Below are 26,654 nucleotides of genomic sequence, written 5' to 3'. Positions count from 1 at the left end.
GATCCGGGCATGATGGGGAGGGTGCGGGTTCCGAGGGAGGCAAGAGTGGCGGACGGTGTTCCGATGCGCTCCGTGGTGCGCGAGACGTACGGCCCGGACGATCTGGGCGCGGAGCCGATCTTCGGCGGCGGATTCATCAACTTCGGCTACTGGCGGGCGGCCGATCCGGCCCGTCCGCCGGGGGAGCAGGAGCGGATCCGCAGCCAGCAGGATCTCTACCGGCACGTCCTGGACGCCGCGGCAGTGCGCGCTTCGGACCGGGTCCTGGAAGTGGGCTGCGGACTCGGACGGGGCTGCGCGCTCGCCCTGGAGGAGTACGGACCCGCCTCGGTGACCGGTCTGGACGTCCATCCGCAGCAGTTGCAGCGCGCCCGCGATCTCCACCCGGACCTGCTCCGCCGCATGCCGGACCGGCTGCGGTTCGTCCGGGGAGCCGCCGAGCAGATCCCGTCGGACGACGATGCGTACGACGTGGTCGTCAGCGTCGAGGCCGCCCAGCACTTCCCGGACCTCACCGCCTTCGCCGAGGAGACGGCGCGGGTCCTGCGGCCCGGCGGCCGTACGGCCGTGACCAGCTTCTTCACCGTGGACGACGAGCCCACCCGGCCGGGGGAACTGGCAGAGCTGCTGGAGACCTTCGCCAACGGCCTGGACCTCGCCCGGCCGGTGGCGGCGCTCGCGGACGCCTTCTCGGCGGCCGGGCTCACGCAGGTGCGCGTCGAGCCGATCGGGGCGCACGTCTGGCCGGGGTGGGACCTGTGGCTCAGCCGCTGGTGGGACCCGGGGACCTGGCCGCGGAACTTCCTGCGCGCCTACGAGCGCGGAATCCTCGACTACTACACGGTCACGGCCGTCCGGGCCCGCTGAGCCGGAGCGCCGGCGGGGCGCTCCGGCAGCGGACGGGCGGGGGATCCGCGCCGCCGCAAGGCGGGATCAGGGCACGGTTTCGGCTGCCGCCCCCGTCTGCTCCGTACTGCCCGGCCCGGCCTCCGCCGGCCGTACCCGGAGCATTTCGTTCTCCGCCTCCAGATGCGCGATGCGCTTGCGGGCGAAGTACAGCTCCATGACGGCGTCATGGAACTCCGCGACCAGTTCCTCGGGTGTCAGTTGCACAGTCGTCGTCCGTTCCTGTCGCAGCTCGGTCAGGCCGAGGCGATACGGGTGACGTTGCCGTTCGCGCTGCGCCACATCAGCTCGCCGCCCTGTGCGTAGAGCGTGCCGCCGCCCTTGGAGTCGACCGCCGTCGGTACGGTCGCGGCGTCGACGATCCGTACCGCTCCCTCGACCATCAGCGCGGAGTCGGCCCCCGGCCGCTGGACGACATGGAGCTGGGACCAGGGGGCGGAGCCCACCGCCAGACCGATGCCGACGCGTCCGCTGCCCTTGACGACGAAATCGTCGCGGCCGTTGTTGCGCAGACAGATCAGATTGCCCGTCGTGGCACCGTCCGTGGCGGTCAGGAAGATGCCCTGCGTGGCGGTTCCGGCCGTCTTCAGGTCGATGGACACGGCGGCGGCGTCCGCGTCGGACCCGTCCGCATGGCCGATGTGCGAGATCTTCAGGGTGCCGCGGGTCTTCTCCCGGCCGGTGAGGTAGACCGCCGAGTTGTCCGGGTTGTCCGACACGATGTTCAGGGCGACCCCGCTGCCCGAGGTCCCGGCCTGGTAGACGGTCGCGGCGTGCTCGGTCGTGGACGTCGTCTTCAGGAAGGCGGAGTTGACCGTCGAGTTCGTGCTGAAGCGCTCGGCGACCACGGGCCCGTCGAACGTCGTCGTCGGCCCCTGGGCCGCCGCGGCCGCAGCGGGCGTCGCAGTGCCCGCCGCCACGGTCACCGCCCCCGCGGTGAATCCGCCCAGGAAGAGTCTCCGGTTCACAGCCATGCGTCCTCTTTCCCACATCTGTATGCACATGCCAACGGCAGGTGTCAGCAGGACCCCGGCGGACCGGCATTGGTTGTACCGGATCGCGGTGACGGACACGTGATGACCGTGTGATGGCCCGGGTGACGGCCTCCGGGCCCTGCGGCACCGGACCGGCCGCGGCCTCCGGTGCCCGGCCGGGCCGCCCCTTCCTGCCCCGGATCGTGGCGGCATCGTGCCGTACAGCCGCCGTATAGCCTGGGGAAATGCTGACCGAAGTCACCGCAACCCGCTATGTCACACCCCTCAGGGAGGGCGGTTCCCTCCCCGGGATCGTCGAGGCCGACGACCTCGGCACCTACGTCGTCAAGTTCACCGGCGCCGGGCAGGGCCGCAAGACGCTGGTGGCCGAGGTCGTCTGCGGGCAGCTCGCGCGCCGGCTCGGACTGCGGATGCCGGAGCTGGTCACCGTCCAGCTCGACCCGGTCATCGGGCTCGGCGAACCCGACCAGGAGGTGCAGGAGCTGCTCAAGGCCAGCGGCGGGCTCAATCTGGGCATGGACTATCTGCCCGGGTCCATCGGCTTCGACCCGCTCGCCTACGAGGTGGACCCGGCCGAGGCCGGCCGGGTCGTCTGGTTCGACGCCGTGATCAACAACGTCGACCGGTCGTGGCGCAACCCCAATATGCTGGTGTGGCACGGCGACCTCTGGCTCATCGACCACGGCGCGACCATGATCTGGCACCACAACTGGCCGGGGGCCGCCGCATCCGCGGCCAAGCCGTACGACGCCTCCGACCACGCCCTCGCCCCCTTCCGGCCGGACGTCGCCGCTGCCGCCGCCGAACTCGCCCCCCTCGTCACCGAGGAGCTGCTGACCGAGGTCACGGCCGAGGTGCCGGACGAATGGCTGGTCGACGAGCCCGGCTTCGACACCACGGACGAGCTGCGCCGCGCCTATGTCGCCGCCCTGCTGCCGCGCGCCGCGACCATCCATGAACGGATCACGTTGAACGAACCCTCGAAACCCCGGCCCTCGCAGGCGCCCGGCTGGCTGGTCGGCCGGCTCCCGGTCACCGGCGGCGGCGAGCGCCCGGCGGGCACCGGCACGGAAGGCGCGGACGCATGAGCGGGCGGGTCGTCTTCGAGTACGCGCTGCTGCGGGTGGTCCCGCGGGTCGAGCGCGGGGAGTACTTCAACGCGGGCGTCGTGCTGTACTGCCGGGCCCGGTCCTTCGTCGGCGCGCTCACCCATCTGGACGAGGTGAAGCTGAAGGCCCTCGACCCGGACGCCGATACGACGGGGGTACGCGCGGCCCTGCACGCCGTCGAAGGCGTCTGCGGCGGCGGCGCGGGCGCCGGTCAGGCCGCCGGGGACGATGCAGGCCGCCGCTTCCGCTGGCTGGTGGCGCCCCGTTCCACGGTCGTCCAGCCGGGCCCGGTGCACACGGGTCTGACCGCCGACCCCGCGGCCGAACTGGCGCGCCTCCACGAACTGCTGGTGCGGTGAGCCGACCCGGTGCCGACGGTCACCCGGCCGTGCGCCGCACCTCCGGGTGACCGTTGACACCGGGTGCCGCTGCTTCTAGCGTCACGTCTGCGGAATGGTACTAAGCGGTCGCTCACTCGGGCGTCGTACGCCTCGGACAGGGGACGGAACCCGGTCCGGGGCATCCCGGGCGAGCCCCCACCCAGGGCGAGGAGAAGCAGCATGTCCACCACCGAGCAGCGCGTAGCCGTCGTGACCGGAGCCGCGCGCGGCATCGGCGCGGCCACCGCGGTCAGGCTGGCGGCCGACGGCCGCGCCGTCGCCGTACTCGACCTCGACGAAGCGGCGTGCGCCGAGACCGTCGAGAAGATCACCTCGGCCGGCGGCCGGGCGCTCGCCGTCGGCTGCGACGTCTCCGACGCCGCCGCGGTCGAGGCCGCCGTCGAACGGATCGCCGCCGAACTCGGTCCGCCGGTCGTCCTCGTCAACAACGCGGGCGTCCTGCGGGACAACCTGCTCTTCAAAATGACCGAGTCCGACTGGGACACGGTGATGAACGTGCACCTCAAGGGCGCCTTCCTGATGGCACGGGCGTGCCAGAAGCACATGGTGGACGCCGGTTTCGGGCGGATCGTCTCGCTCTCGTCGTCGTCGGCCCTCGGCAACCGGGGCCAGGCCAACTACTCGGCCGTGAAGGCCGGACTCCAGGGGTTCACCAAGACCCTCGCCAAGGAGCTCGGCAAGTTCGGCATCACCGCGAACGCCGTCGCCCCCGGATTCATCGCCACCGAGATGACCGCGCAGACCGCCGCCCGGGTCGGGATGGACTTCGAGGACTTCCAGGCGGCCGCGGCCACCCAGATCCCGGTCCAGCGCGTCGGCCGTCCGGAGGACGTCGCCGGGGCGATCGCCTTCTTCGCCGCCGACGACACGGGCTTCGTCTCGGGACAGGTGCTGTACGTGGCCGGCGGACCGCTCGACTGACGGGGGCGGGCCGTGGAGAGCGCAACGAACGAGGGACCGGCGGCCGACAGCGGACGGGTCGCCCTGGTCACCGGCGCCAGCCGGGGTATCGGATACGCGGTCGCCGAAGCGCTGGTCGCGCGCGGCGACCGGGTCTGCATCACCGGCCGCGGCGAGGACGCGCTGCGGGACGCCGTGGCGCGGCTCGGCCCGGACCGGGTGATCGCCGTCGCGGGCAAGGCCCATGACGACGAGCACCGCGTCACGGCCGTGGCCCGCACGATGGAGGCCTTCGGCCGAATCGACTTCCTCGTCAACAACGCGGGCACCAACCCGGTCTACGGACCGCTCGCGGATCTGGACCTCGGGGTCGTCCGCAAGGTGTACGACACCAATGTGATCTCCGCGCTCGGCTTCGCGCAGCAGACCTGGCACGCCTGGCAGCGCGAGCACGGCGGGGCGATCGTCAACATCTCGTCCGTCGCCGGGCTCGCCCCGTCGCCGCTCGTCGGCGCGTACGGGATGAGCAAGGCGGCCATGGTCAATCTGACCGTGCAGCTCGCCCATGAATTCGCTCCCGGGGTACGGGTCAACGCCATCGCCCCGGCCGTCGTCAGGACACGGTTCGCCCGGGCGCTGTACGAGGGCCGGGAGGCCGAGGCGGCCGCCGAGTACCCGCTCGGCAGGCTCGGTGTGCCCGAGGACATCGGAGGCGCGGCAGCTTTTCTCACTTCTTCGCAATCGGACTGGATCACGGGGCAGACGCTCGTGGTCGACGGAGGTATCTTCCTCACAGCCGGAGTGCATTGAGGTACATCGCGCCGAGCGGCGCCGACCGATCAAGTGCCCTGCCGGGATCCGGATCCGACCCCGGTGGGGCACTGCGGTAGGGTCCGCCGGATCGCGGCCGAAAGAGGAGCGTGCGCACGTGTTCTACCGGAACTCTCTGCGAGGCGCCGGGGCCCTGGCGTCCATCTCCCTGCTCGCGGGATGCGGCGTGTTCACCGACGCCGAGGCCGACGGCAAGGGGAACGTCACCGTCGGAACGGTCAGCGAGCCGTCGACGCTCGACCCCGCCGCCGCCTACGACGGCTCCTGGGAGCTGTACCGGAACGTCTTCCAGACGCTGCTCAGCTTTCCGACCGGGAGCACGACTCCGCAGCCCGACGCCGCGGAGTGCAAGTTCAGCGACGCGGCCAACAGGACGTACACCTGCGAACTCCGCAAGGACCTGACCTTCTCCAACGGGGAGAAGCTGGACGCCAGGGCCGTCAAGCACACGGTGGACCGGATCCGTACGATCAACTCGAAGCAGGGGCCGCAGGCGCTGCTGGGCTCCCTGGCCTCGGTGGAGACCAGCGGGAGCCGGAGCGTCACCTTCCGGCTGAAGGTCCCCGACGCCACCTTCCCGTTCATCCTGGCCACGCCCGCGCTCTCGCTGGTCCCGCCGGGCGAGTACCCCGCCGATGAGCTGCGCACCGACGGAAAGCTCACGGGATCGGGGCCGTACGTCCTCAAGAAGTACGCCAAGGGCGACCGGGCCGAGCTGGACAGGAACGGTTCGTACAAGGGGTTCGCCCAGCGCAGGAACGATTCCGTGACCATCCGGTACTTCAAGGACTCGGCCACGATGGTCAAGGCGCTGGAGGACCGGAAGATCGACGTGACCTACCGCGGACTGAGCGCGCCCGAGGTCGGCAAGTTCCAGGACGGGCTGCCCCAGCACAAGAATCTCCGGCTGGTGGAGTCGGTCGGTGCGGACATCCGCTACCTGGTCTTCAACGCCGCCGACCCGGTGGCCGGAAAGCTCGCCGTGCGCCGGGCGATAGCCCAGCTCATCGACCGGGGAAAGCTCGTCCGCACGGTCTACCGCGGCACGGCCGAGCCGCTCTACTCGATGGTCCCCAAGGGGATCGCCGGACACACCGGCCAGTTCTTCGACGTCTACGGCGAGCCGGACCGGGACAAGGCCCGGAAGATCCTCGAAGACGCGGGGATCGACGAGCCCGTGCCGCTGGAGCTGTGGTACGCCACCGACCGCTACGGCTCCTCGACGGAGGCCGAGTTCGCGGAGATCAAGAAGCAGCTGGACACCTCGGGGCTGTTCCGGGTGACCGTACGGGGCAAGCCGTGGGCCGAGTTCCAGAAGGGGTACTCGGCCGGGCAGTACCCGGTCTTCGGGCGCGGCTGGTTCCCCGACTTCCCCGACCCGGACAACTTCATCGCCCCCTTCGTCGGCGAGCGGAACGCCCTGAACACGCCGTACCGGAACGCGGAGATCACCGAGAAGCTGCTGCCGCAGTCGAGGCAGGAGGTCGACCGGGGTGCGGTCGCCCGCCAGTTCCACCGGGCCCAGCAGATCATGGCCGCCGACGTCCGGCTGCTGCCGCTCTGGCAGGGCAAGCTGTACCTCGCCACCACGGCGGAGATCGGCGGCGCCGAGCGGGCCCTCGACCCGCAGACCGTGATGCAGGTCTGGGAGCTGTTCCGCAAGGGCAAGTGGTGAGGATCCGGGGTGTCCGGAGGCGCTGAAGACCGGGCGGCCGGACCCGTTGTCAGTGGGTCCCGGTAGGTTCTGTGCTCGGCAACGCAACGCATTCCGGAGGTTCTTGACGTGACCGACACCGACCTGCTGCCCGAGTCCTGGCGCGGCGTCCTCGGCGACGAGCTGCAGAAGCCCTATTTCAAGGAGCTGACCGAGTTCGTCGAGGAGGAGCGGGCCCGGGGGCCGGTCTATCCGCCCCGTGAGGAGGTCTTCGCCGCCCTGGAGGCCACTCCGTACGAGAAGGTCAAGGTCCTCATCCTCGGCCAGGACCCCTACCACGGCGAGGGGCAGGGCCACGGGCTGTGCTTCTCGGTCCGGCCGGGCGTCAAGATTCCGCCGTCCCTGCGGAACATCTACAAGGAGATGGCGGCGGAGCTCGGGCTGCCCGTCCCGGACAACGGCTATCTGATGCCCTGGGCCCAGCAGGGGGTGCTGCTGCTCAACGCCGTGCTGACGGTCCGGGCCGGTGAGGCCAACTCCCACAAGGGCAAGGGCTGGGAGAAGGTGACGGACGCGGTCATCCGGGCCGTGGCCGAGCGGCCCGATCCCGCGGTCTTCGTCCTCTGGGGGAACTACGCGCAGAAGAAGCTGCCGCTGATCGACGAGACCCGGCACGTGGTCGTCAAGGGCGCGCACCCGTCGCCGCTGTCGGCCAAGAAGTTCTTCGGATCCCAGCCGTTCACGCAGATCAACGCGGCGGTCGCGGCGCAGGGGCACGAGCCGATCGACTGGCGCATCCCGAACCTGGGCTGACCTGCTGCCTCCGGCCCCCATCCGGGACCCCGGATGCGGGCCGGAGGCCGTGCCGGGGCGGCCGGCGGCCGACGGGGGGAAGCGGCGGCGACGTCCGGCTGTCCGGCACCGGGCGCGCCCGGTGCCGGACCGGGCCGCAGGGCCCGGCCTGACACGGATTCGTACGGTCTGCGGTTAGCGTCGCTCCCGGCGGAATCAGCGCCACCGCCGGGGCGGGAGCCGCCACCCCGGCGCCGCACCGACGCGGGAGGCCGCGGTGACCCAGCAACAGGCGTTCGACGATGCCCTGACGACCCGGATCGGGCAGGCCGCCATGCTGCTCCACGCCGGCGACCGCGAAGAGGCCCGGAACCGCTTCGCCGCGCTCTGGTCCGAACTCGGCGACGGCGGCGAGGCGCTCCACCGCTGTACGCTCGCCCGCTATCTCGCAGATGCGCAGGACGATCCGGGCGATGCCCTCGCCTGGGATCTGCGGGCCCTCGCCGCGGCCGACGCGGGCCGGGCCGGGAAGGCGTCCCCGGAGGCCGCGCAGGCCCTGCGCGCGCTCGGCCCCGCGCTCCATCTCGACCTCGCCGTGGGCTATCTGCGGCTGCACCACCCGGAGGCGGCCCGGCTCCATCTGGCCCGGGCCCGCGGCGCGCTGGACGCCCTCGGCGGAGACGACGGTCATGGACGGCGGATCCGTACCGGAATCGACGCGCTGGCGCGGCAGCTCGACCCGGGCGGCCCGCTCGGGTGATCCGTACGGGCCGGGCTCAGTAGCGGGCGGCGTCCCGGCAGATCCTGGCCTGGGCGCTGTTCCGGCTCCAGCTGCCGTAGGACTCGGCCAGTCCGCAGACGTCCGGGACGGACCCCGGCCGTACCGCGGGAACGGGCCGGCGCGGTGGCTGCACGGGGCGGTGCCGTGGGCGCTCCGGGGTGGCGGCGGGCGGCCGCCGGCGCTCCGTCCGGGGCGGGGGAGCCGCCGGGCGCACGGTCCGCGACGCGCTCGGCGACGGCGCCGGTCCGGACGGCCGGACCAGCGACTCCAGCGCCGGCTGACGGACGATCTGGGGGTGTACGACGGGGGGCGGCGGCGCACTGGTGGGCGGTGGGGGCGCGGGCTCCGCGGAGCGCTGCGGGGCCACCGTCACACAGCCGGTGACGCTGAGACCGAGGACGGCCCAGACCGTCAGCGCGGTCAGGGCGGCGGTGGCGTTCGTCGTTCGCGGCACGGTCGCCACTCTGCTGGGCCCGGGGGCGCGTACGGAGCCGTACGCGCGCACGTTGCTCCGTACGAGTGACAGCGGGCGGGTGCTCGGGGGCGGGTACCGGGCCCGCCCCGGCCGTTCAGGGGGTCGGCGGGGGCCCCGGGGCGGGCTCCGGGGGTGTGAGCATGCCGTGCAGAAGCTCCCCGAAGCCGGTCCTGAGGTCCTCCCGGCTCGGGACCGCATCGTGGTACGAGCCCGCCGCACAGGTGAACATCAGCCCGTCCGCCCAGGCGATCAGGGACAGCGCGTGCCGTTCCGGTGCGGCCGACCCCGCCCCGGCCATCAGGGCGATCAGCGGGGCGCGCATCCGGCCGCCCGCGGCATCGTAGACGGCGCGCAGTTCGGGGCGGCGGGTGGCCTCCAGGGCCAGTTCGTACCGGGCCACGACCAGTTGGCGGTGGCCGGTCAGATAGCGGTGCACGGCGAGCGCGAAGGCGTCGGCGAACGCCGCGAGTCCGCTGCCCGGCCCCGGGAGACCGGTCATGCCGAGCACCTCCGCCTCCCGTTCGGCCAGCCGCCGTACGGCCAGTTCCAGCAGGGCGAGCCGGGTGCGGGCGCCGTTCGATGTGGAGCCCTGGGGAAGTCCGGCGACCTCGTCCACGGCCCGGTGGGTGAGCCCGCGCATCCCGCGCTCCGCCAGCAGCCGCAGGGCGGTGTCGGCAATCAGCTCGGCGCGGGTCGCCGCAGGTCCGGCCCCGGAAGGTCCGGAGGCGATGGGTCGTGTCATACGACCCAATCTACCGCCCGCACTACATATGTAGTAGCGTTGATGCCGTCACTACAGATGTAGTTGAACGGAGGGGTGCCCATGACGAAGCAGCGTGCCGTCGTGATCGGCGGCGGAATCGGAGGGCTGACCGCGGCCGTCGCCCTCCACCGGGACGGCTGGCAGGTCACCGTCCTGGAGCGGGCTCCCTCCCTCGACCCGGTCGGGGCCGGGATCGCCCTCGCCCCCAACGCGCAGCGGGCCCTCGACACGGTGGGGCTGGGCGACGAGATCCGCTCCCTGGCCGCCTGGCAGGGCGACGGGGGACTGCGCAACCCCGGCGGCCGGTGGCTCACCCGGATGAACAGCGAAGCACTGGCCGCCCGGTTCGGCGGCCCCGTCGTGCTGCTGCACCGGGCCACCCTGATCGAACGGCTCCTGAGCGGGCTGCCGGACGGCACCGTGCGCACCGGCAGCCCCGCCCGGCTCGTCGACCCCGGAGCGGCCGGCGGGCGTCCCGCACGGGTCGCCGTCCGGTACGACGGGACCGGACCGGCCACCGCGACCGGACCCGCCGGGACCGGACCCGGGGCCGGGCCGGAGACCGGGATCGAGGCCGAACTCGTGGTCGGTGCCGACGGCATCCACTCCGCCGTACGCCGGGTCCTCTTCCCCGACCACCCCGGACCCCGCTACTCCGGTCTCACCACCTGGCGCATCGTCGTCCCCGGCGCCTGCAGCGCCTGCGGCGGCTGCGGCGGCTGCGGCGTTGACGGGTTCCAGCCCCACGAGACCTGGGGCGCCGGCCGTATCTGGGGCAGCCATCTCCTGAAGGACGGCCGGATCTACGCCTATGCGGCGGCCGTGGCGCCCGAGGGCGAACGCGCCGACGACGAACGGGCCGAGCTGCTGCGCCGCTACGGCGACTGGCACGACCCGATTCCACGGCTGATCGCCGCCGCGGCCCCGGAGGGTGTCCTCCGCCACGACGTCCACCAGATGACCGATCCGCTGCCCGCCTTCCACCGCGGCCGTACCGTCCTCGTCGGAGACGCGGCCCACGCCATGGCACCCTCACTCGGCCAGGGCGGCAACCAGGCCGTGGAGGACGCCGTCGTCCTCGCCCACCACTGCGCCGGCGCCGACCTGGGCGCCGGCCTCGCCGCGTACACCGCCGACCGGCTGCCCCGCACGTCCCGCATCGTCCGCCGCGCCGCCCGCGTGTTCCGCCTCCACTCCCTGCACAGCCGCCCGGCGGTCGCCCTCCGGGACGGTCTGATGGCCCTCACCGCCCTTCTGGGCCCCGGGGCCGCGGTCCGGGCCTTCGACGGAATCGCCGACTGGCGGCCGCCGCGCCGCACGTATGCTGAACCGGCCCGCACCAGGGCGGACGGCGACAGCACCAGGAGGCTCAGTGAAGGTCGGCTGCATCGGTCTCGGCGATATCGCGCAGAAGGCGTACCTCCCGGTCCTGGGCACCCTGCCCGGGGTCGAACTGCATCTGCAGACCCGCAGTGCCGACACCCTCGCCCGGACCGGTGACACCTACCGCATCCCGGACCCGGCCCGCCACACCGACCTGGACTCCCTGATCGCGGCGGGGCCGGACGCCGCGTTCGTCCACGCCCCGACCGCGGTCCACCCGGAGATCGTCACGGCCCTGCTGGAGGCCGGTATCCCCACCTATGTCGACAAGCCGATCGCGTACGACTACGCCGAGGCGCGGCGGGTGGTGGAGCTGGCCGAGTCCCGCGGGGTCTCCCTGACCGTCGGCTTCAACCGCCGTCTCGCGCCCGGCTACGCCCAGTGCCTGGAGCATCCGCGCGAGCTGATCCTGATGCAGAAGAACCGCATCGGCCTCCCGGAGGACCCGCGCACCTTCGTCTTCGACGATTTCATCCACGTCGTCGACACCCTGCGCTTCCTCGTCCCCGGCACCGTCACCCACACCGACGTCCGGGCCCGGATAGACGGCGGGCTGATGCACCACGTCGTGCTCCAGCTCTCCGGCGACGGCTTCACCGCCATCGGCACGATGAACCACCTGAGCGGCTCCACCGAGGAGATCCTGGAGGTCTCCGGCCAGGACTCCAAGCGCGAGGTCCGCAATCTGGCCGAGGTGATCGACCACAAGGGGCAGCCCAGCGTGCGCCGTCGCGGCGACTGGGTGCCGGTCGCCCGCCAGCGCGGTCTGGAGCAGGCGGTCCTGGGCTTCCTCGACGCGGTCCGCGCGGGCAAGGTGCTCAGCGCCCGGGATGCCCTGCGGACCCACGAACTGTGCGAACAGATCGTCGTCCGGGCCCTCGAACAGGCCGGCTGACCCGGACGCCGACGGCAGCCGCCCGGGTCCGTCCGGGCGGCGCCCGCGGGCTCACCCGGGCCCGCGCCGCCACCTCTCCTCGACGACCACCCCGCGCAGCCTCCAGCCGCCGCCGGTCCTGGCCAGGGCGAATGCGTACCGGCCGCCGCTCACCAGGTCCTCGTCCGGGCCGAGCCGCATCGGACAGACGTAGTCGGCCCGTACCTCCGCCCGGTCGCCGGGCCAGCCGCCCAGATCCTCGATGCTCACCCGCCGGTTGACGATGAGGTGCTGCCGTACGGAGAACCGGGCCACGGCATCGGCCATCCAGACGGCGACCTCGGACACCGGGCCCTCGATACCGCCCGATGAGCGGTAGTCGGCCCGGCCGTCGTCGGTGAACAGGGCCCGATAGGCGGTCCAGTCCCCGTCGTCCACGGCCACCGCGTACTCCGTGACCAGATCGTCGATGGCCAGCCGGTCCATCACGGTCGAAAGATCCACGCGCTGCGTCATCGGGTCAGTGTCCGGCAGCTTTCCCCCGGGGCCAAGACCCGTGCGGGTCCGTCAGCGCGTCCCGGCACGCAAACGGCGGAGCGGAGCGGCCTTCGCGGCCGCCCGCAGCACCACGAACTTCGGATGGCCCGCCACCACCTCGCAGCCGCCGAAGATACGGCGCAGGGTGACGTGGTAGCCCAGATGGCGGTTGCCGACCACCCACAGCTCGCCGCCGGGCCGCAGCACCCGCCGGGCGTCGGTGAACATCCGGCGCGCGGTGGTGTCCGTGGTCGCCCGGTGGCTGTGGAAGGGCGGATTGCACAGCACCAGATCGGCGGAGGAGTCCGCCAGCCCGGAGAGTCCGTCGCCGACGGTGAACGCGGCCGCGCCACCGCCCCCGGGAACGTTGTCGCGGTACGTCGCCTCGGCCGAGGCGACGGCGGAGAACGATTCGTCGACGAAGGTCACCGATGCCTCGGGACCGGCCAGCGCCGCGGCCGTACCGACCACACCGTTGCCGCAGCCCAGGTCGACGACGTGGACCGGACCGCGCGGAACCGGGAGCCGGCCGAGGAAGAAGCGGGTGCCGATGTCGAGCCGGTCGGCGCAGAAGACGCCCGCGTGGTTCGTGACCGTACGGCCCGCCATGACGCCGATATCGTCCGGCAGGTCGTACCGCAGCGGCCAGGGGCCGGGCGTCCGCGGCAGCGAGAGGTCGGGTGTACAGAAGATCAGCCGCGCCTTGCGCACCGCGAGGGACGTCCGCGTCGGGCCGATGATCCGCTCGAACAGTTTCAGGGTGGAGGTGTGGATCTCGGCGGCCATGCCGGTGCCGACGACGACCGTGCCCTCGTGGACGGCGGGCGCCAGCCGGTGCAGCTGGTCCTCCAGCAGCGCCAGGCTCTTGGGGACCCGTACCAGCAGTACGTCGATCCGCTCCGGCGGGGTGTCGCGCACGCTCCGCAGCACGGCCGCGCCCTCCGTCGCGCCGTTGCGCGCCAGATTGACGGCGGTCGCCCGCTGCCCCAGGAAGGAGTCGGTGATCTGTACGGGACGGTGCGCGGCGAGCGAGACGGTCAGCGCGCCCCACCGGTCACCCAGGACGACCAGTTCCCCCGAGAGGTCCGTGCCCTGTTCGGCGAGGTGCCGCAGCAGATACTCGTCGGCGGCGTCCCAGGCGCGAAGGGGGTCGCGCGGGTCCTCGGGAAAACGGGTGAGGGCGAGATCGCCCCAGGGCGTGGTCAGACGGTTCATCGTGCGAACAAGGCTAGCCGCCCGCGGGCCGCACGGCCGACAGGGCCCGGACGGCGGTCCGCCGCCCGGCCGCTCAGGCGGCGCGCTCGATGTGCTCCAGCGTCGTCGCCCACTTCAGGACCAGCGCCTCGTACTCCCCGCGCCGCTCCTCGGGCAGCCGTCCGTCGGCCCACAGCTCCCGGATACGGGCGTTGAGCTCGGCGGCGGACTGGACGGGCGCCGACGGCGTGACAGCCTCGGACTCGCGTTGAAGGGGCGACATGGCTCCAGATTACGGCCTGCCGGGCGGTCGTGAACCCCTGCTGCACGCCCGGAGCGCCGCCTTGGCCGACTTCAGTGCTTCCCGAGCGCCCGGGGTATCCGGTTTGAACAGGGCGAACACCGGGTAGCGCATGACGGTTGCCTGCCGCTTGGCACCGAGTGCCGTGACGAATGTCATCGGTTGCCCTCGCCTATGAGCGGGTTTCGATGCCCTCTCCGGCTCTGCGGGCCCCTCCCGGGGGCCTCCGTCAGCTTCCGGACTCACCCGCGTGGGGGCTGAGGACACCGGCTCCGACCAGGGCGAAGATCAGAAGGCCCAGCAGGATGCGGTAGATCACGAACGGCATGAAGCTCTTGGTCGTGATGAATTTCATGAACCATGCGATAACTGCATATCCCACAAAAAAGGCGACCACGGTGGCGAAGATCGTCGGCCCCCAGGAGACATGGCCTTCGCCCGCGTCCTTCAACTCGTAGGCACCGGAGGCCAGAACGGCCGGGATGGCGAGGAGGAACGAGTAACGCGCCGCCGACTCGCGGGTGTAGCCCATCAGCAGACCGCCGCTGATCGTGGCACCCGACCGGGAGACGCCGGGAATCAGTGCCATCGCCTGGCAGAAGCCGTAGATCAGACCGTCCCTGACGTTCAGTTCCCTGAGCGTCTTGCGCTGTTTGGCGGCCCGGTGCCGGCCGCCGGTCTCGTCGCGGGCCGCGAGCCGGTCGGCGACGCCCAGGACGATGCCCATCACGATCAGGGTCGTCGCAATCAGCCGCAGATCGCGGAAGGGGCCTTCGATCTGGTCCTTGAGGGTGATGCCGAGGACTCCGATGGGAATCGAGCCGACGATGACCAGCCAGCCCATCTGCGCGTCGTGGTCGGCGCGCATCGCCTTGTCCGTCAGGGACCGGAACCACGCCGAGACGATTCTGGCGATATCCGCGCGGAAGTAGATCAGTACCGCCGTCTCGGTGCCGATCTGGGTGATCGCGGTGAACGCCGCACCCGGATCCTCCCAGCCCGCGAAGGCGGCCGTGAGCCGCAGATGGGCGCTCGACGAGATGGGCAGAAACTCGGTCAGGCCCTGCACGAGTCCGAGGATCAGGGATTCAAACCACGACATGAAGAAGTACGCCACCCAAGGGAGAGTCCGCGATCCGGCGGCCCCGGAGCGTTCCGGGGCGCACGGTGTCCGTTCCTGCGCCGATGGGCAGGAAGAGTACCCTCCCGCAGCGAGATGTACGCGCATGCACCCTAAGGGGTGAACGTCCGGTTAATTCCCGGGTTGGTGCCCGGAGTCAGTTCCCGCGCAGGCGATGGCGTTTGCGCCAGGCGACGATGCTCGCCACCACTCCGGTGACGACGATGAACCCGGTCGACACCAGGAAGGCGGGGGAGGTCGGCGAACCCGCCCGGCTGCCCGCGATCACATACGCCGCGGTGTTGGGGATCGACCCGATGGCCGTCGCCAGCAGGAACGGTGTGTAGCCCATCCGGGACACCGCGGCGCAGTAGTTGGCCGCCGCGAACGGCACCCCGGGGAACAGCCGCACGCCCAGCATCGAACGGAAGCCGTGCGCACTGAACTGGTGGTCCGCCGCCTTCAGCCAGCGGCCCCGCAGCAGCGGGCGGAGCGCGTCCTGCCCGAGCAGCCGGCCGAGGGTGAACGCGATGCCCGCGCCGAGCACCGTGCCCGAGAGTGCCGCGACCAGTCCGGCCTGGGAGCCGAAGAGCGCCCCCGCGGCCAGATTCAGCAGCGGCCGGGGGACGAAGGCCGCCGTACACGCCCCGTACGCCGCGGCGAAGAGGACGACCGCGGCCGGACCGCTCAGCTCGAACGGCGGCCAACCGTCGGCCAGCACCCGCTGCGGCTCGTACAGCAGCACCAGCGCACCCGCCGACAGCAGCACCAGCGCCAGCAGCGACAGCTTCGACCACGGGGAGAGGAGTGCCCTGCCGCAGCGGGCGGCGAGGGCGACGGCGGGCCGGGGGCCCGTGACGGGCCCGGGCGCGGGTTCGAACATCCGGGGAGCGTAACCGACGCGGCCGTCAAGGCGCCGTAACGGGCGCCTCACTTCCCGGCGCGATCGGCGGGAGCAGGCGCGGCGCCGGGGCATGGTCGCCGTGAGCCGTGAGCCGTGAGCCGTGAGCCGTGAGCCGTGAGCCGTGAGCCGTGAGCCGTGAGCCGTGAGCCGTGAGCCGTGAGCCGTGAGGCGCGTGACGGCCGGTGGCGCGGTGCGGGTCCGGCGGTGCGGTGCGGGTCCGGTGGTGGGAGGAGTGGGATGCGCGTCCGGGCGCGTCCGGGGAAAACCGGTCGACCGCCGGGGGCCGTCTCCGCCATGATCGACCCATGTTCCGGCCCGCCCTCTCCCCTGATCGCTGCCTTGTCGCGGCGACGGTGAGGGCTGCCGTGATCCTCGTCGCCGACGGCGCCCGAAGCTGACCCTTCCCGGATCGTCCGGTGGGACCCCCAAGGGGGAGGGTCGGCAGGCCCCAGGGGTCCCGTTCCACACCACACCTCCTGAGCTTCGAGGACGATCACACATGGCCAAGACCGCTTACGTACGCACCAAGCCGCATCTCAACATCGGCACCATGGGGCACGTCGACCACGGCAAGACCACCTTGACCGCCGCCATCACCAAGGTCCTCAGCGACCGCGGCACCGGCAGCGGCTTCGTGCCCTTCGACCGGATCGACAAGGCGCCCGAGGAGGCGGCGCGCGGTATCACCATCAACATCGCGCACGTCGAGTACGAGACCGACACCCGCCACTACGCCCATGTCGACATGCCCGGCCACGCCGACTACGTCAAGAACATGATCACCGGCGCGGCCCAGCTCGACGGGGCGATCCTCGTGGTCTCCGCGCTCGACGGCGTCATGCCGCAGACCGCCGAGCACGTCCTCCTCGCGCGCCAGGTCGGCGTCGACCACATCGTCACCGCGATCACCATGGCCGACGCGGGCGACGACGAGCTGACGGACCTGGTGGAGCTGGAGGTCCGCGAACTGCTCACCCGGCACGGCTACGGCGGCGACGCCGCGCCCGTCGTCCGGGTCTCGGGACTCCGTGCCCTGGAGGGCGACCCGCGCTGGACGGGTGCCGTCGAGGCGCTCCTCGACGCGGTCGACACCTATGTGCCCCTGCCGGTCCGCTACACGGACGCGCCGTTCCTGATGCCGGTGGAGAACGTCCTCACCATCACCGGGCGCGGCACGGTCGTGACCGGCGCCGTCGAGCGCGGAACCGTGCGCGTCGGCGACCGGGTCCAGGTGCTGGGCGCGGACACCGAGACCGTCGTCACCGGCGTGGAGACCTTCGGCAAGCCGATGGAGTACGCCGAGGCCGGGGACAGCGTGGCGCTGCTGCTGCGCGGACTCCAACGCGACGCGGTCCGCCGGGGCCATGTCGTCGTCGCACCGGGCAGTGCCACCCCGGGCCGGCGCTTCACGGCGCGCGTCTATCTGCTCTCCGGGCGCGAGGGCGGCAGGACCACACCGGTCGCCACCGGCTACCGGCCGCAGTTCTACCTCCGCACCGCGGACGTCGTCGGGGACATCGACCTCGGTGAGCAGGGCGTCGCACGCCCCGGGGAGACGGTCGCCATGACCGTCGAGCTGGGCCGGGACGTCCCGCTGGAGGCGGGTCTCGGCTTCGCGATCCGCGAGGGCGGCCGTACCGTCGGCGCGGGCACGGTGACCGAGCTGCTCTGAGGGGGCGCGGCAGGCCGGGCTCCGTACCACCCCGTACGGAGCCCGGTCCGGCCCTGCTCCCGCGGCACCGACAATGGGGGAGTGGAGAACAACCGACACCCCGGACCGGCCGAGGCGATACCCGTCGCACGGGCCGTCGACCACGGCTTCGCCCGGCTCCTGCCCGACGTCGACCGGGAACGGGCGCGGCTGCTGACCGTCGACGGCGCCCCGCAGTCGTACGTCGACCTCGACGACCCCACCTACCTGGAGTTCGAGTACACCCGCCGGATCGCGCACCTGCTCGACTCCTGCGCCCCGGCGGGTGCCCCGCTCGACCTGCTCCACCTCGGCGGGGGCGCACTGACCCTGCCGCGTTACGCCGCCGCGACCAGGCCCGGATCCCGGCAGGACGTGGTGGAGGCCGACCGCGGGCTGCTGGAGCTGGTCACCGAGTATCTGCCGCTGCCCGCCGGATCGGGGATCACGGTCCATGCGGCCGACGCCCGCACCCATGTCGAAGCGGCCCCGCCGGACAGCGCCGACGTCCTCGTCGCCGATGTCTTCGGAGGGTCGCGGGTGCCCGCGCACCTCACGTCCGTCGAGTTCGCCCGGGCCGCGGAGCGGGTCCTGCGGCCCGGCGGGGTGTACGCGGCCAACCTCGCCGACGGCGCGCCCTTCGGCTTCCTCCGCTCCCAGCTCGCCACCTTCGCCGCCGTCTTCGGCGAACTGGCGCTGATCGCGGAGCCCGCCGTGCTGCGGGGGCGCCGTTTCGGCAATGTGCTGCTCGTCGCGTCCCATGCGCCCCTCGACACGGCGACCCTGGCCCGGCGCACCGCGGCGGACGCCTTCCCCGCCCGGGTCGAGTACGGGCCCGCGCTGGTACGGCTCGCCGGGGACGCCCGGCCGGTGCGGGACGCCGAAGCACAGGATTCGCCGGAGCCGCCCGCCGGGGCGTTCGGCATCGGTTGAGAGCGGGGAGCCCGCCGCGCCGGAGCGGATTACCCCCCGGCCGCCTTCACCTGGCGGATCGTGCCCAGGATCTTCTGCACCGTGGCCTCGGGGAGCTCGCCCTTGACGCCCTTGACGCCGTGCAGGACGAAGGTTTTGATCTCGCCGGTGGAGTCCTTGAAGCTGAACGCCGTCGACTTGCCGTCGGTCTCGCAGGCATGGCGCTTCTTCGTACCGGTCGCCGTGGCCGTGGCGACGCTGCCGGCCAGCCCCGACGCGGTCGTGAACGGCCTGGCCCGCGCGACCTTCACGGTGCCCGCCGCATCACCCTGGGCGTAGGCCGCCCAGGCCCAGTTGAAGGCCTCGTTGTAGGCGGCGTCCGCGGTGCTCCGGGCACCCCGCGCGCCCTTGGTGCCCGCCGTGGCCAGACCCCAGTCCTCCTTGGTGCCGTCCTTGTTGTAGTCGTACAGGCACCAGGTGGGCCGGAGCTGGGCCGGGGCCGACATCACGACGGCGGGGGTGCCGTCGCCCTTCTTCTCGTCCTCGTAGCCCGTCTGCATCCCGGCACCCATCAGCGTCCACTCGGGCGGTACGTCGAACATCGTGCCGTGCTGGGGATTGATGACCACCTTCCAGCCGGGGACCGTCGGTTCGGCGTCCTTGCCCGCGCGCGGATTCTCCTCCGTCGAAGTCACCGGAGGCGGCGACTGCGCTCCCGCTGTCTCCGCAGTCTCCGCCGATCCCGCCGAGGCGCCGCCGCCCTGCGGGTCCGCCCGGTCGCCGGTGTCCCGGTCCCCGCCGAGCACGACGACTCCGGTGACGACGGCGGCGGCGACGACCGCCAGGGCCGCGACCACGGCGACGACGGCCGTCTTCCGGCGGTTCCCCGGCGGTCCGGGCGGCGGCCCGGCAACCGGGTACGGGGAGACGGTGGGCTGGGAGACGGTGGTCTGCTGGTAGAGCCCCGGCTGCTGATAGCCCGGCTGCCCGCCCGGGCCGGGCGGCTGCTGATAGGGGTTCGGCTGCTGATACCCGGACTGCTGGTACCCCGGCTGCTGATACCCGGGCTGCTGATGCGGGTGGGGCGCATGCGGGCCGGGGCCCGGCGGGCCCTGGTGCTGAGGGTTCCCGTCGCCGGGCTGCTGCTGCTGTCCTGCTGGCCACATGGCGAGTAACCCTAAAGGGTGGCCGCCGGGTCCGGCCGACCGGTCCGGCAGGCCCCCGCGCTCCGGCCCCGCCGACGTCCCCGGTGGGGAGGAAGAAAGGCCGGAGGCGGTGTGCGGAAGGGGCTGGCCAAGAGGCCTACCCGTCGGTAACATCGCGGCCATGAGCGCTGATCAGATGTCCGTGGGCGAGCTGCTCGCCGCCACCGTCCCCATGGTCCGGACCCTCAATCTGGAGTTTGTGGAAGCCACCGCGGAGCGCGCGGTGCTGCGCCTGCCGGACCAGGCCGACTTCCACAACCACGTCGGCGGACCCCACGCCGGTGCGATGTTCACCCTCGCCGAGTCCGCCAGCGGCGCGATCGTCCTCTCCGCCTTCGGCGACCAGCTGCACCGTGCGGTGCCGCTCGCCGTGAAGGCCGAGATCGGCTACCGGAAGCTGGCCAAGGGAGAGGTGACGGCCACCGCGACACTCGCCCGCCCGGCTGCCGCCGTCGTCGCCGAACTGGACGCGGGGGAGCGGCCCGAATTCGACGTCACGGTCGAGATCCGGCGCGCGGACGGTGCGGTGACGGGGCTGATGACCATCACCTGGACGCTGCGCCCCTCCGGCTGATCCGGCTGCGGGGCCGTCCCGTGCAGAGGCCGTTCCGGGAACGTCCGGGCGGCCTCAGCGGACGACCGGGGTGAACCGCACCGGCAGTGCGACCAGCCCCCGCGACCGGACCGAGAGCCGCCAGGCCGGTTCCGCCGCCTCCTCCGCGAGCACGGTGTCCGGCAGTTGCTCCAGCAGTGTTTCGACCGCCGTACGGGCCATGACGTCGGCGAGCAGCGGCGCGGGATAGGGGCAGCGGTGGACGCCGCCCCCGAAGGAGAGGTGCGCCGCGTTCTCGGCGCCCGCCCGGCCGTCCGGCCAGATCCCCGGATCGGTGTTCGCCGCCCCCAGCCCCGGCACCACCCGGTCCCCGGCCCGGATCCCCTGCCCGCCGAGCCGGGTGTCGCGCCGGGCGCGGCGCCCGGCGGCGAGCTGCACCGGCGTGTCCAGCCACAGCACCTCGTTCAGCGCCTCCCCGACGCTGAGCCGTCCCCCGGAGACGTCCCGGGCGAACCGCTCGTCGGTGAGCAGCAGCCGGAGGGTGTTCCCGATCCAGTCCGCCGTCGGCCGGTGGGCCGCCGCGACCAGCCCCAGCACCTGCCGGGTCACCTCCTCGTCGGTCGCCCCGGCCGGATCCGCCAGCAGTCCGGAGACCACGTCGGGGCCGGGTGCGGCGCGCCGCGCGGCGACCAGCCGCCGTACCCGCTCACCGGCCCGGACGTACGCTGCCACCGCCTCGTCCCCCCGGACAACGGAGCGCTCCCTTCCGTCCGGCCCGCCCCCGCCCGGCCGGTCCCTCTCGGTCCGGCCCGCCACCGGCTCGCCGTCGCCCGCGAGCGCGGTGCCCAGATCGCGTACCAGCCCCTCGGTCGCCTCCGCCCCCGGCGGCAGCCCGCACATCAGGACCGCGGCGCGCAGCGACAGCGACCGGGCGTACGCGGCCATCAGCTCGGCCCGGCCGCTGCCCGCGAAGGCGTCGATGAGGCGCTGCGCGATACGCCGGCACCCCTGGGCCAGTTCGAAGTGGTCCACGGACTCCAGGGCCCGGGCCACCGACGGCACCCGCCGGACGTCCGTCGCCGTTCCGGCCCCCGGCCCGCCGTCCGCTCCCGGCCACGGACCGGGCCGCGGGGCGTCCCGGGCGAACAGCTCGTCGTGGCCGGTGACATGGGCCACCTCGGCATAGCCCAGCACCAGCCACGCCCGGACGCCCCCGGCCAGGACGACGGGGGCGACGCTCCCGTGCTCGCGCCGCAGGGCCGCGTACCGCCCGGGCGTCCAGCCGCCTGCCGAGGGAACGAACGGGACGGCACCGTCCGGATCCGGGCCGCTCCCGGTCCTGCCGGTGCCTTCGGGACACCCGGCATCCGCGGTGCCCGGAGCGGGACCGGGCGGCCCTGCCACCACGAGCCGTTCGTCCGGGAACGCGGAACCGGGAACGAGGGGAACGGGGCAGTCCGGGCCCGGGGCGGGCCGTGCGGTGTCGCTGCGGTTCGTCATCGGGCGGTCTCCCGGGCCTGGGTCAGATCACGGAGGTGGTTGACGAGGCTGAGCAGCACATACTTGCCCGAGGCGCGGACCCGGGCGTCGCAGTCGACCAGCGGTACGTGCGGGGCCAGCGACAGCGCCTGGCGTATCTCCCGCAGCGAGAAGAGCGCCGGATCGTTCTCGAAGCGGTTGACCGCGACCACGAACGGCGTGCCGTGGTTCTCCAGCCGGTCGATCGCGTACCAGGAGTCGCTCATCCGGCGGGTGTCCACCAGGACCACCGCGCCGAGCGTCCCCGTGAACAGCCGGTCCCACAGGAACCAGAACCGCTCCTGGCCGGGCGCGCCGAACAGATAGAGCACCAGCCGTTCGTTGAGGCTGATCCGGCCGAAGTCGAAGGCGACCGTCGTCGTGGACTTGGCCGTCGGACCGGCCGTCTCGTCGATACCGAGCCCCGCCTGGGTCATCACCTCCTCCGTGTTCAGGGGGCGGATTTCGCTCACCGACCTGACCAGGGTGGTCTTGCCGACACCGAAACCGCCCACGATCACGATCTTCAGCCCGGTGTCGGCGGAGTCGGTCAGCGGGGTGAACGCCGGTGGCCCGGCGGACAGCTCAGAGGTTGCGGAGTCCATGGAGCACCTCTTCCAGAAGGGCCGAGTCGGGCAGACCGGCGAGCGAACGCGCCGCCCTCGGCCGCCGTGCGGTGATGCGCCCCGTCGCCAGCAGGTCCCCGAGCAGGATCCGTACGACCGTGACCGGCAGCCTCAGCTGCGCCGACAGTTCGACGACGGAGACCGGATGCCGGGCCAGACCGAGGATCCGGGCGTGCTCCGACTGCATCCCCGGCGCCGGGCCGCACTCGCCGACCACCAGGGTGACCAGGTCGAAGGTGCGCTCCAGATCGGCGCCGACGGTGCAGCGGCCACCGGTGACGGTGTAGAGACGGTCCGGTTCCCCCAGGTCGACGGGGTGACGGGTCATGGGCGGGGACTCTCCGGGCCGGGCGGGACGCGGGGCTCGGCGCGCAGATGGTGCCCTATGCCGTCGACGAGTTCGGTCATGTGGTGGCCGACGGCGCCCGGATCCGCGCCGTCGTCGGCGACCACGGCGAGATGGGCGCCCTCCCCGGCCTCCACGATGAACAGCAGACCGCCGTGGAACTCGGTCATGGAATGCCGTACGCCGCCGGTGCCGTCGCCGAACTCCACGGAAGCGCCCTGGGCGAGGGCCTGGATGCCCGAGCAGATCGCGGCGAGCTGATCGGCCTGGTCGAGGGTGAGACGCGGGGTCCAGCAGAGCTTCAGACCGTCGCGGGAGAGCACCAGGGCGTGCCGGGTGCCCCGGGTGCGGTCGATGAGGCCCTCCAGGAGCCAGGTCAGGCTGGTATCGGTGGTCTGCTGCATGGTCGGTTGGGGCGGGCGCCGGCCTCGGCCGGGGCGCCGGCCCGTGCCTCCTGTTCGTCGGGTTCGCGGGGAGCGTCGGGTCAGTCGGGTTGGTCGGGGTGACGGGGATGTTCGTGGTGCCCGGGACGGCCGCCCCGGACCGCGGAGTGGCCCGGTCCGATTCCGTACCGCGTCGTACGGGCTTCCGGCGGGCGCAGGGGCGGGACGGAGCCGTACGGGACCGGTGGTCGCGGTCGCGGCCGTCATGGGCGGGAGCTCTCCGCGGTGGGCTCCACGGCCGCTGTGCCGCCTGCCTGTTCGCCCGCCCGTGCGGGGCTCGGACCGCCCGTGGGCCCCGGCCGGGCGGCTCCGCCGGCGTCACCGGGGCCGGTGGTCCCGGTGGCGCCGCCGAGGACCGGGCTCCGGGCGGCCGCCGGGCGGGCCGTCGAGCGGTGGAAGGCGGCGAACTGCGCGCCCGCGTCCCTGCCGGTCCCGCCGGTCGTGCCGGACCGGTCCCCGGGGGTCTCCGTCCGGCCACGGTCGGCCGCCGCCATGGTGCGGCCGCGGGGCCGTACGGGCAGCCCGTTGGGTGTCGCCATCCCCGGCCCGCCGGGGGTTCCGGAGGAGCGGGGCGGCGGGATCCCGGGGCCCGGGGCGGCGGCCGGCGGTACGGCACCGGGGGCGCCCGGATACGGGGACCGCGGCTCCGGCAGCGCAGGTCCGCGCGGTACCGAATCCGGAGGTACGGGGCCGGGCGGTACCGGGTCCGGCAGTACGGGTTCGGGCAGTACCGGGTCCGGAGGTACGGGGCCGGGGAACGCACCGGAGGGCCGCGGCTCCGCCCCGCGCTCCGGCGACGGCCCGGGGTCCCGCTGCCCGCCGGGTACCGGTGTCTCCGGGAGCCCCGAGGCGCCCTGCCGTGTTTCCTGGTAGGGGAGTTGCTCCTGGTGCAGCAGTTGCGGGGGCAGCAGGACGACCACGCCCGTACCGCCGCGCGACGACGGCCGGTAGGTCACCGTCATGTGGTACTTGACCGCCAGCAGCCCCACCACGACCAGCCCGATCCGGGTGCTCGGCAGATAGGAGAGGTCGGCGGCCCGCCCGGACACCGCCTCCTCGGCCCGCCGCAGCTGCGCCTCCGCCATCTTCAGACCGCTGTCCTCGACGGTGACCACCAGACCGGCCGCCCGCTCCTCCACATAGACGTGCACCTCGTCGACGGGAGGGGAGAAGTTGGCGGCGTTGTCCATCAACTCGGCCAGCAGATGCATCACGGCCTCGGCGGCGTACCCCGCGATCCGGGCCGTACTGGTGGAGTGCAGCCGGACCCGGCGGTACGCGGAGATCCGGCCCACCGCCCCGCGCAGCACCGACTCCATGCCGATCGGCCGGTTCCAGGTACGGCTGGTCCGGCCGCCCATCAGCAGGGACAGCCGGTCCGCCAGCAGCCCGAGCTGGGAGGTCTTGTGGTCCAGCCCCAGGAGTTCGCCGAAGATCTCCCCGCCGTGACGATCCTGCATCTCGCGGAGATCGGCGAGCATGCTCACGGACATGGCCTGGACCCGGCTGAGGGTCTTGGTGCCCGCACCCATGACGGCGGCCGCCCGCCGCTCGCTCCGGGCCACCTCGCGGACGACCGTGTCCAGCAGGATCCGCAGCCGGTCGTCGCCGGGGGGCTTCAGTGCGGCCAGTACGGTGTCCGCCGCATCGCCTGCCCGCAGCCGGGCCAGCGCTGCGGGCAGTGCCGAGGAGGTGAGCAGGTCCAGTTCGTCCGCGGCCCGGGCGAGCCGGCGCACCGCGGTGACGCTGTCGGCGGTCGCGGCCCGAGCGACGCTCTCGCCCGCCGCGAGTTCGGCGGCGCAGTGGGCCAGCACCGCTCGCAGCAGGGGGTGCGCGGGCTGCGGTACGTCTCCGAGCACGGCGTCCGCGCCCTCCCCGTCCCGCAGGCGCTTCACGACCAGCGGGAGGGTGACCTCCAGCAGCCGTACCACGTCCTCGTCGGCCCGGGCCGAGCGGATCCGCAGGGCCCGGGCCACCTCGTCGGACGCGGCCGCCGCCACGCGCAGCCGCCGGGCGTTGAGCGTGCCGAACACGACCCCGGCCGTGATCGCGGCCCAGGCGAGGGTCACCGTGACCGCCGCCCAGACGCGGGCCGGGGCGGGGGCCGTGGCGATGGCCGTGACCCCGGCGATGGCGGCCAGTGCGACGGCGGCGGGGGCGACGGCGGGCGGGAGCGGCCGCGGGGTGCGTATCCGATGGGGTTTCGGGGCGACTTGCACGGACATGGGGTCCTTCGCTGCTGGAGTCTGCCGGGCCCGTCGGCGGTGAGCCGGCGGCCGCTGTGGGTCCGGACCGGCGTGCCCGGAGACAGGGCCGGGAACTGAAGGGGTGCGGGTGGGCCGATCCGCGCGTATCGGCCGAACGTGTGGGCGGACACCGGAAGTTGACGGTGATCTTCCGCACGGGCGTGGCGCTCATGCTAGCCACGGGCCGTCCACGGCGAGCCCGGACCGCGGGGACTCCCCACAGAACGGAGGACTTCGCCGCGAAGTCGCCCGGCGGGGGCCGGAATCGTGGTAACGGTGGCTCCGCGCGGGGCCGACGTGCTCAGGGCCGGGACCGGGACCGGGGCTGGGAGGCCGGCAGGGTGGGGGCTTCGGGTGCGACCGGGACGAACGTCACAGCCGTGGGCCCGGACCCGGGCCGCTCCCGCCGACTACCGTATGCAGGTGCCCAGGAACAGCAACACGTTCTCGTTGCCCTCGCCTTCCACCTGGTGGCAGCAGGTGCTGCACCGTGCCGTCCACCGGATGTGGCACGGGGCGCAGCGCGCCGGTGCGGTGACGGCGGAGCGGCCCGGACGGCTCCGGTTCCGGAGCATCGGCCAGGGGACCAGACTGGCGTTTCCCCAGGGCACGGTCTTCGGGGAACCGTGGATCGAACTGGGTGAGCACTGCATCATCGCCGAGCAGGTCACGCTCACCGCCGGCATGATGCCCGGGCTCGACCTGGGGCCCGACCCCGTACTGAGCCTCGGTGACGGAGTGGTCCTGGGGCGCGGCAGCCATATCGTCGCCGATGCCCGGGTGACCGTGGGGCGGGAGACGTTCTGCGGTCCGTACGTCTACATCACTTCGACCAACCACAGTTACGACGATCCCGACCTGCCCGTCGGCAAGCAGTGGCCGCGGAGCGCGCCCGTGACGATCGGCCCCGGCTGCTGGCTGGGCACCGGTGCCGTGGTGCTGCCGGGGGCGCGACTGGGCCGCAATGTGGTCGTCGCGGCCGGTGCCGTGGTCCGGGGGGAGGTGCCCGATCATGCGGTGGTGGCGGGCGCGCCCGCCCGTACCGTCCGGAGCTGGGATCCCGAGCGCGGCTGGGAGCCGCCGCTGCGGACGCCGCCGCCGGTGCCGATACCCGACGGCATCACGCCCGGGCAGCTGCGGGCCCTCGCCGAATGGGAGCGGCGCGCGGACGGATGAGCGCCCCCTCGCCCCCCTG

The 26,654-nt window shown here is 73.1% G+C and carries 29 protein-coding genes; 14 read left to right on the top strand and 15 right to left on the bottom strand.

What is annotated here, in order from left to right:
- The first annotated feature begins 45 nt into the window (after positions 1-45).
- On the top strand, positions 46-867 hold the full coding sequence (locus tag B7R87_RS03435) for a class I SAM-dependent methyltransferase (protein WP_006350475.1): 822 nt from the start codon (positions 46-48) through the stop codon (positions 865-867).
- Positions 868-933: 66 nt separating this feature from the next.
- Here B7R87_RS03435 and B7R87_RS03430 read toward each other — a convergent pair whose 3' ends face one another.
- Both B7R87_RS03430 and B7R87_RS03425 read right to left on the bottom strand, forming a co-directional pair.
- Positions 934-1,113, bottom strand: a complete 180-nt coding sequence (locus B7R87_RS03430) for a hypothetical protein (protein ID WP_006350476.1) — start codon at positions 1,111-1,113, stop codon at positions 934-936.
- A gap of 29 nt (positions 1,114-1,142) precedes the next feature.
- Positions 1,143-1,880 carry a hyaluronoglucosaminidase gene (locus B7R87_RS03425; protein WP_040916890.1) on the bottom strand — a complete coding sequence of 246 codons (738 nt, stop codon included), beginning with the start codon at positions 1,878-1,880 and terminating at the stop codon, positions 1,143-1,145.
- A gap of 245 nt (positions 1,881-2,125) precedes the next feature.
- Between B7R87_RS03425 and B7R87_RS03420 the strand changes: the two genes are divergently transcribed.
- From B7R87_RS03420 to B7R87_RS03390, 7 genes are all read left to right on the top strand, one after another.
- Positions 2,126-2,989: a HipA family kinase gene (locus B7R87_RS03420; protein WP_006350478.1), complete on the top strand. Its 864-nt coding sequence runs from the start codon at positions 2,126-2,128 to the stop codon at positions 2,987-2,989.
- Positions 2,986-3,369, top strand: a complete 384-nt coding sequence (locus tag B7R87_RS03415) for a DUF3037 domain-containing protein (RefSeq protein WP_006350479.1) — start codon at positions 2,986-2,988, stop codon at positions 3,367-3,369. Before B7R87_RS03420 ends, B7R87_RS03415 begins: the two co-directional genes overlap by 4 nt.
- A gap of 201 nt (positions 3,370-3,570) precedes the next feature.
- Positions 3,571-4,332: a 3-oxoacyl-ACP reductase FabG gene (gene fabG, locus B7R87_RS03410; RefSeq protein ID WP_006350480.1), complete on the top strand. Its 762-nt coding sequence runs from the start codon at positions 3,571-3,573 to the stop codon at positions 4,330-4,332.
- 12 nt (positions 4,333-4,344) lie between these two features.
- Complete coding sequence (locus B7R87_RS03405) at positions 4,345-5,121, top strand: SDR family oxidoreductase (protein WP_006350481.1); 777 nt, start codon at positions 4,345-4,347, stop codon at positions 5,119-5,121.
- Between the two features lie 118 nt (positions 5,122-5,239).
- A complete protein-coding gene (locus tag B7R87_RS03400) occupies positions 5,240-6,817 on the top strand; it encodes an ABC transporter substrate-binding protein (RefSeq protein ID WP_006350482.1) in 1,578 nt (525 codons plus the stop codon).
- A 108-nt stretch (positions 6,818-6,925) separates the two neighbouring features.
- The gene (locus tag B7R87_RS03395; RefSeq protein WP_006350483.1) at positions 6,926-7,609 is read left to right on the top strand and encodes a uracil-DNA glycosylase; all 684 of its coding nucleotides are present in this window, start codon (positions 6,926-6,928) and stop codon (positions 7,607-7,609) included.
- Between the two features lie 256 nt (positions 7,610-7,865).
- A complete protein-coding gene (locus B7R87_RS03390; protein WP_233168759.1) occupies positions 7,866-8,348 on the top strand; it encodes a hypothetical protein in 483 nt (160 codons plus the stop codon).
- A 16-nt stretch (positions 8,349-8,364) separates the two neighbouring features.
- Here B7R87_RS03390 and B7R87_RS03385 read toward each other — a convergent pair whose 3' ends face one another.
- The gene (locus B7R87_RS03385; RefSeq protein ID WP_233168758.1) at positions 8,365-8,823 is read right to left on the bottom strand and encodes a hypothetical protein; all 459 of its coding nucleotides are present in this window, start codon (positions 8,821-8,823) and stop codon (positions 8,365-8,367) included.
- 115 nt (positions 8,824-8,938) lie between these two features.
- Positions 8,939-9,586, bottom strand: a complete 648-nt coding sequence (locus B7R87_RS03380) for a TetR/AcrR family transcriptional regulator (RefSeq protein ID WP_006350485.1) — start codon at positions 9,584-9,586, stop codon at positions 8,939-8,941.
- An 81-nt stretch (positions 9,587-9,667) separates the two neighbouring features.
- On the opposite strand from B7R87_RS03380, the gene B7R87_RS03375 reads away from it, so the two are divergent.
- Both B7R87_RS03375 and B7R87_RS03370 read left to right on the top strand, forming a co-directional pair.
- On the top strand, positions 9,668-11,107 hold the full coding sequence (locus B7R87_RS03375; RefSeq protein WP_006350486.1) for an FAD-dependent monooxygenase: 1,440 nt from the start codon (positions 9,668-9,670) through the stop codon (positions 11,105-11,107).
- Positions 10,995-11,885, top strand: coding sequence for a Gfo/Idh/MocA family protein (locus B7R87_RS03370; protein WP_233169020.1), 891 nt, complete (start codon positions 10,995-10,997; stop codon positions 11,883-11,885). The genes B7R87_RS03375 and B7R87_RS03370 overlap by 113 nt, the downstream gene beginning before the upstream one ends.
- Before the next feature lie 51 nt (positions 11,886-11,936).
- Here the strand turns inward: B7R87_RS03370 and B7R87_RS03365 are convergent, their stop codons facing one another.
- The 5 genes from B7R87_RS03365 to B7R87_RS03345 form a co-directional block, all read right to left on the bottom strand.
- Positions 11,937-12,380 (bottom strand): nuclear transport factor 2 family protein, encoded by a 444-nt coding sequence (locus B7R87_RS03365; protein WP_006350488.1) that lies wholly within the window; start codon positions 12,378-12,380, stop codon positions 11,937-11,939.
- A gap of 51 nt (positions 12,381-12,431) precedes the next feature.
- A complete protein-coding gene (locus tag B7R87_RS03360) occupies positions 12,432-13,616 on the bottom strand; it encodes a methyltransferase (protein ID WP_006350489.1) in 1,185 nt (394 codons plus the stop codon).
- A gap of 73 nt (positions 13,617-13,689) precedes the next feature.
- Positions 13,690-13,878 carry a hypothetical protein gene (locus tag B7R87_RS03355; protein ID WP_006350490.1) on the bottom strand — a complete coding sequence of 63 codons (189 nt, stop codon included), beginning with the start codon at positions 13,876-13,878 and terminating at the stop codon, positions 13,690-13,692.
- Positions 13,879-14,125: 247 nt separating this feature from the next.
- Positions 14,126-14,998 carry an undecaprenyl-diphosphate phosphatase gene (locus B7R87_RS03350; protein ID WP_006350491.1) on the bottom strand — a complete coding sequence of 291 codons (873 nt, stop codon included), beginning with the start codon at positions 14,996-14,998 and terminating at the stop codon, positions 14,126-14,128.
- Positions 14,999-15,173: 175 nt separating this feature from the next.
- Positions 15,174-15,899 carry a TVP38/TMEM64 family protein gene (locus B7R87_RS03345; RefSeq protein ID WP_006350492.1) on the bottom strand — a complete coding sequence of 242 codons (726 nt, stop codon included), beginning with the start codon at positions 15,897-15,899 and terminating at the stop codon, positions 15,174-15,176.
- Between the two features lie 520 nt (positions 15,900-16,419).
- Here B7R87_RS03345 and tuf point away from each other — a divergent pair.
- Together tuf and B7R87_RS03335 are read left to right on the top strand one after the other, a co-directional pair.
- Positions 16,420-17,592, top strand: coding sequence for an elongation factor Tu (gene tuf, locus B7R87_RS03340; RefSeq protein WP_006350493.1), 1,173 nt, complete (start codon positions 16,420-16,422; stop codon positions 17,590-17,592).
- Between the two features lie 81 nt (positions 17,593-17,673).
- Positions 17,674-18,543, top strand: a complete 870-nt coding sequence (locus tag B7R87_RS03335) for a spermidine synthase (RefSeq protein ID WP_006350494.1) — start codon at positions 17,674-17,676, stop codon at positions 18,541-18,543.
- A gap of 29 nt (positions 18,544-18,572) precedes the next feature.
- Here B7R87_RS03335 and B7R87_RS03330 read toward each other — a convergent pair whose 3' ends face one another.
- Entirely contained in the window at positions 18,573-19,688 is a 1,116-nt protein-coding gene (locus tag B7R87_RS03330) for a hypothetical protein (RefSeq protein WP_006350495.1), read from the bottom strand.
- A 175-nt stretch (positions 19,689-19,863) separates the two neighbouring features.
- On the opposite strand from B7R87_RS03330, the gene B7R87_RS03325 reads away from it, so the two are divergent.
- A complete protein-coding gene (locus tag B7R87_RS03325; RefSeq protein ID WP_006350496.1) occupies positions 19,864-20,301 on the top strand; it encodes a DUF4442 domain-containing protein in 438 nt (145 codons plus the stop codon).
- A 54-nt stretch (positions 20,302-20,355) separates the two neighbouring features.
- Here B7R87_RS03325 and B7R87_RS03320 read toward each other — a convergent pair whose 3' ends face one another.
- The 5 genes from B7R87_RS03320 to B7R87_RS03300 form a co-directional block, all read right to left on the bottom strand.
- A complete protein-coding gene (locus B7R87_RS03320; protein WP_130585347.1) occupies positions 20,356-21,780 on the bottom strand; it encodes a cytochrome P450 family protein in 1,425 nt (474 codons plus the stop codon).
- Entirely contained in the window at positions 21,777-22,403 is a 627-nt protein-coding gene (locus tag B7R87_RS03315) for a GTP-binding protein (protein ID WP_006350499.1), read from the bottom strand. The genes B7R87_RS03320 and B7R87_RS03315 overlap by 4 nt, the downstream gene beginning before the upstream one ends.
- Positions 22,384-22,752: a DUF742 domain-containing protein gene (locus B7R87_RS03310; protein WP_006350500.1), complete on the bottom strand. Its 369-nt coding sequence runs from the start codon at positions 22,750-22,752 to the stop codon at positions 22,384-22,386. The genes B7R87_RS03315 and B7R87_RS03310 overlap by 20 nt, the downstream gene beginning before the upstream one ends.
- Positions 22,749-23,174, bottom strand: coding sequence for a roadblock/LC7 domain-containing protein (locus tag B7R87_RS03305; protein ID WP_006350501.1), 426 nt, complete (start codon positions 23,172-23,174; stop codon positions 22,749-22,751). The genes B7R87_RS03310 and B7R87_RS03305 overlap by 4 nt, the downstream gene beginning before the upstream one ends.
- A gap of 242 nt (positions 23,175-23,416) precedes the next feature.
- On the bottom strand, positions 23,417-25,438 hold the full coding sequence (locus B7R87_RS03300; RefSeq protein WP_130585346.1) for a sensor histidine kinase: 2,022 nt from the start codon (positions 25,436-25,438) through the stop codon (positions 23,417-23,419).
- A gap of 438 nt (positions 25,439-25,876) precedes the next feature.
- Between B7R87_RS03300 and B7R87_RS03295 the strand changes: the two genes are divergently transcribed.
- On the top strand, positions 25,877-26,635 hold the full coding sequence (locus B7R87_RS03295; protein WP_006350503.1) for an acyltransferase: 759 nt from the start codon (positions 25,877-25,879) through the stop codon (positions 26,633-26,635).
- The last annotated feature ends 19 nt before the right edge of the window (positions 26,636-26,654 follow it).

The sequence above is a fragment of the Streptomyces tsukubensis genome, from assembly GCF_003932715.1.
GTDB classification, from domain to species: Bacteria; Actinomycetota; Actinomycetes; order Streptomycetales; family Streptomycetaceae; genus Streptomyces; species Streptomyces tsukubensis.
This window is presented reverse-complemented; position numbering and strand designations above follow the sequence as displayed.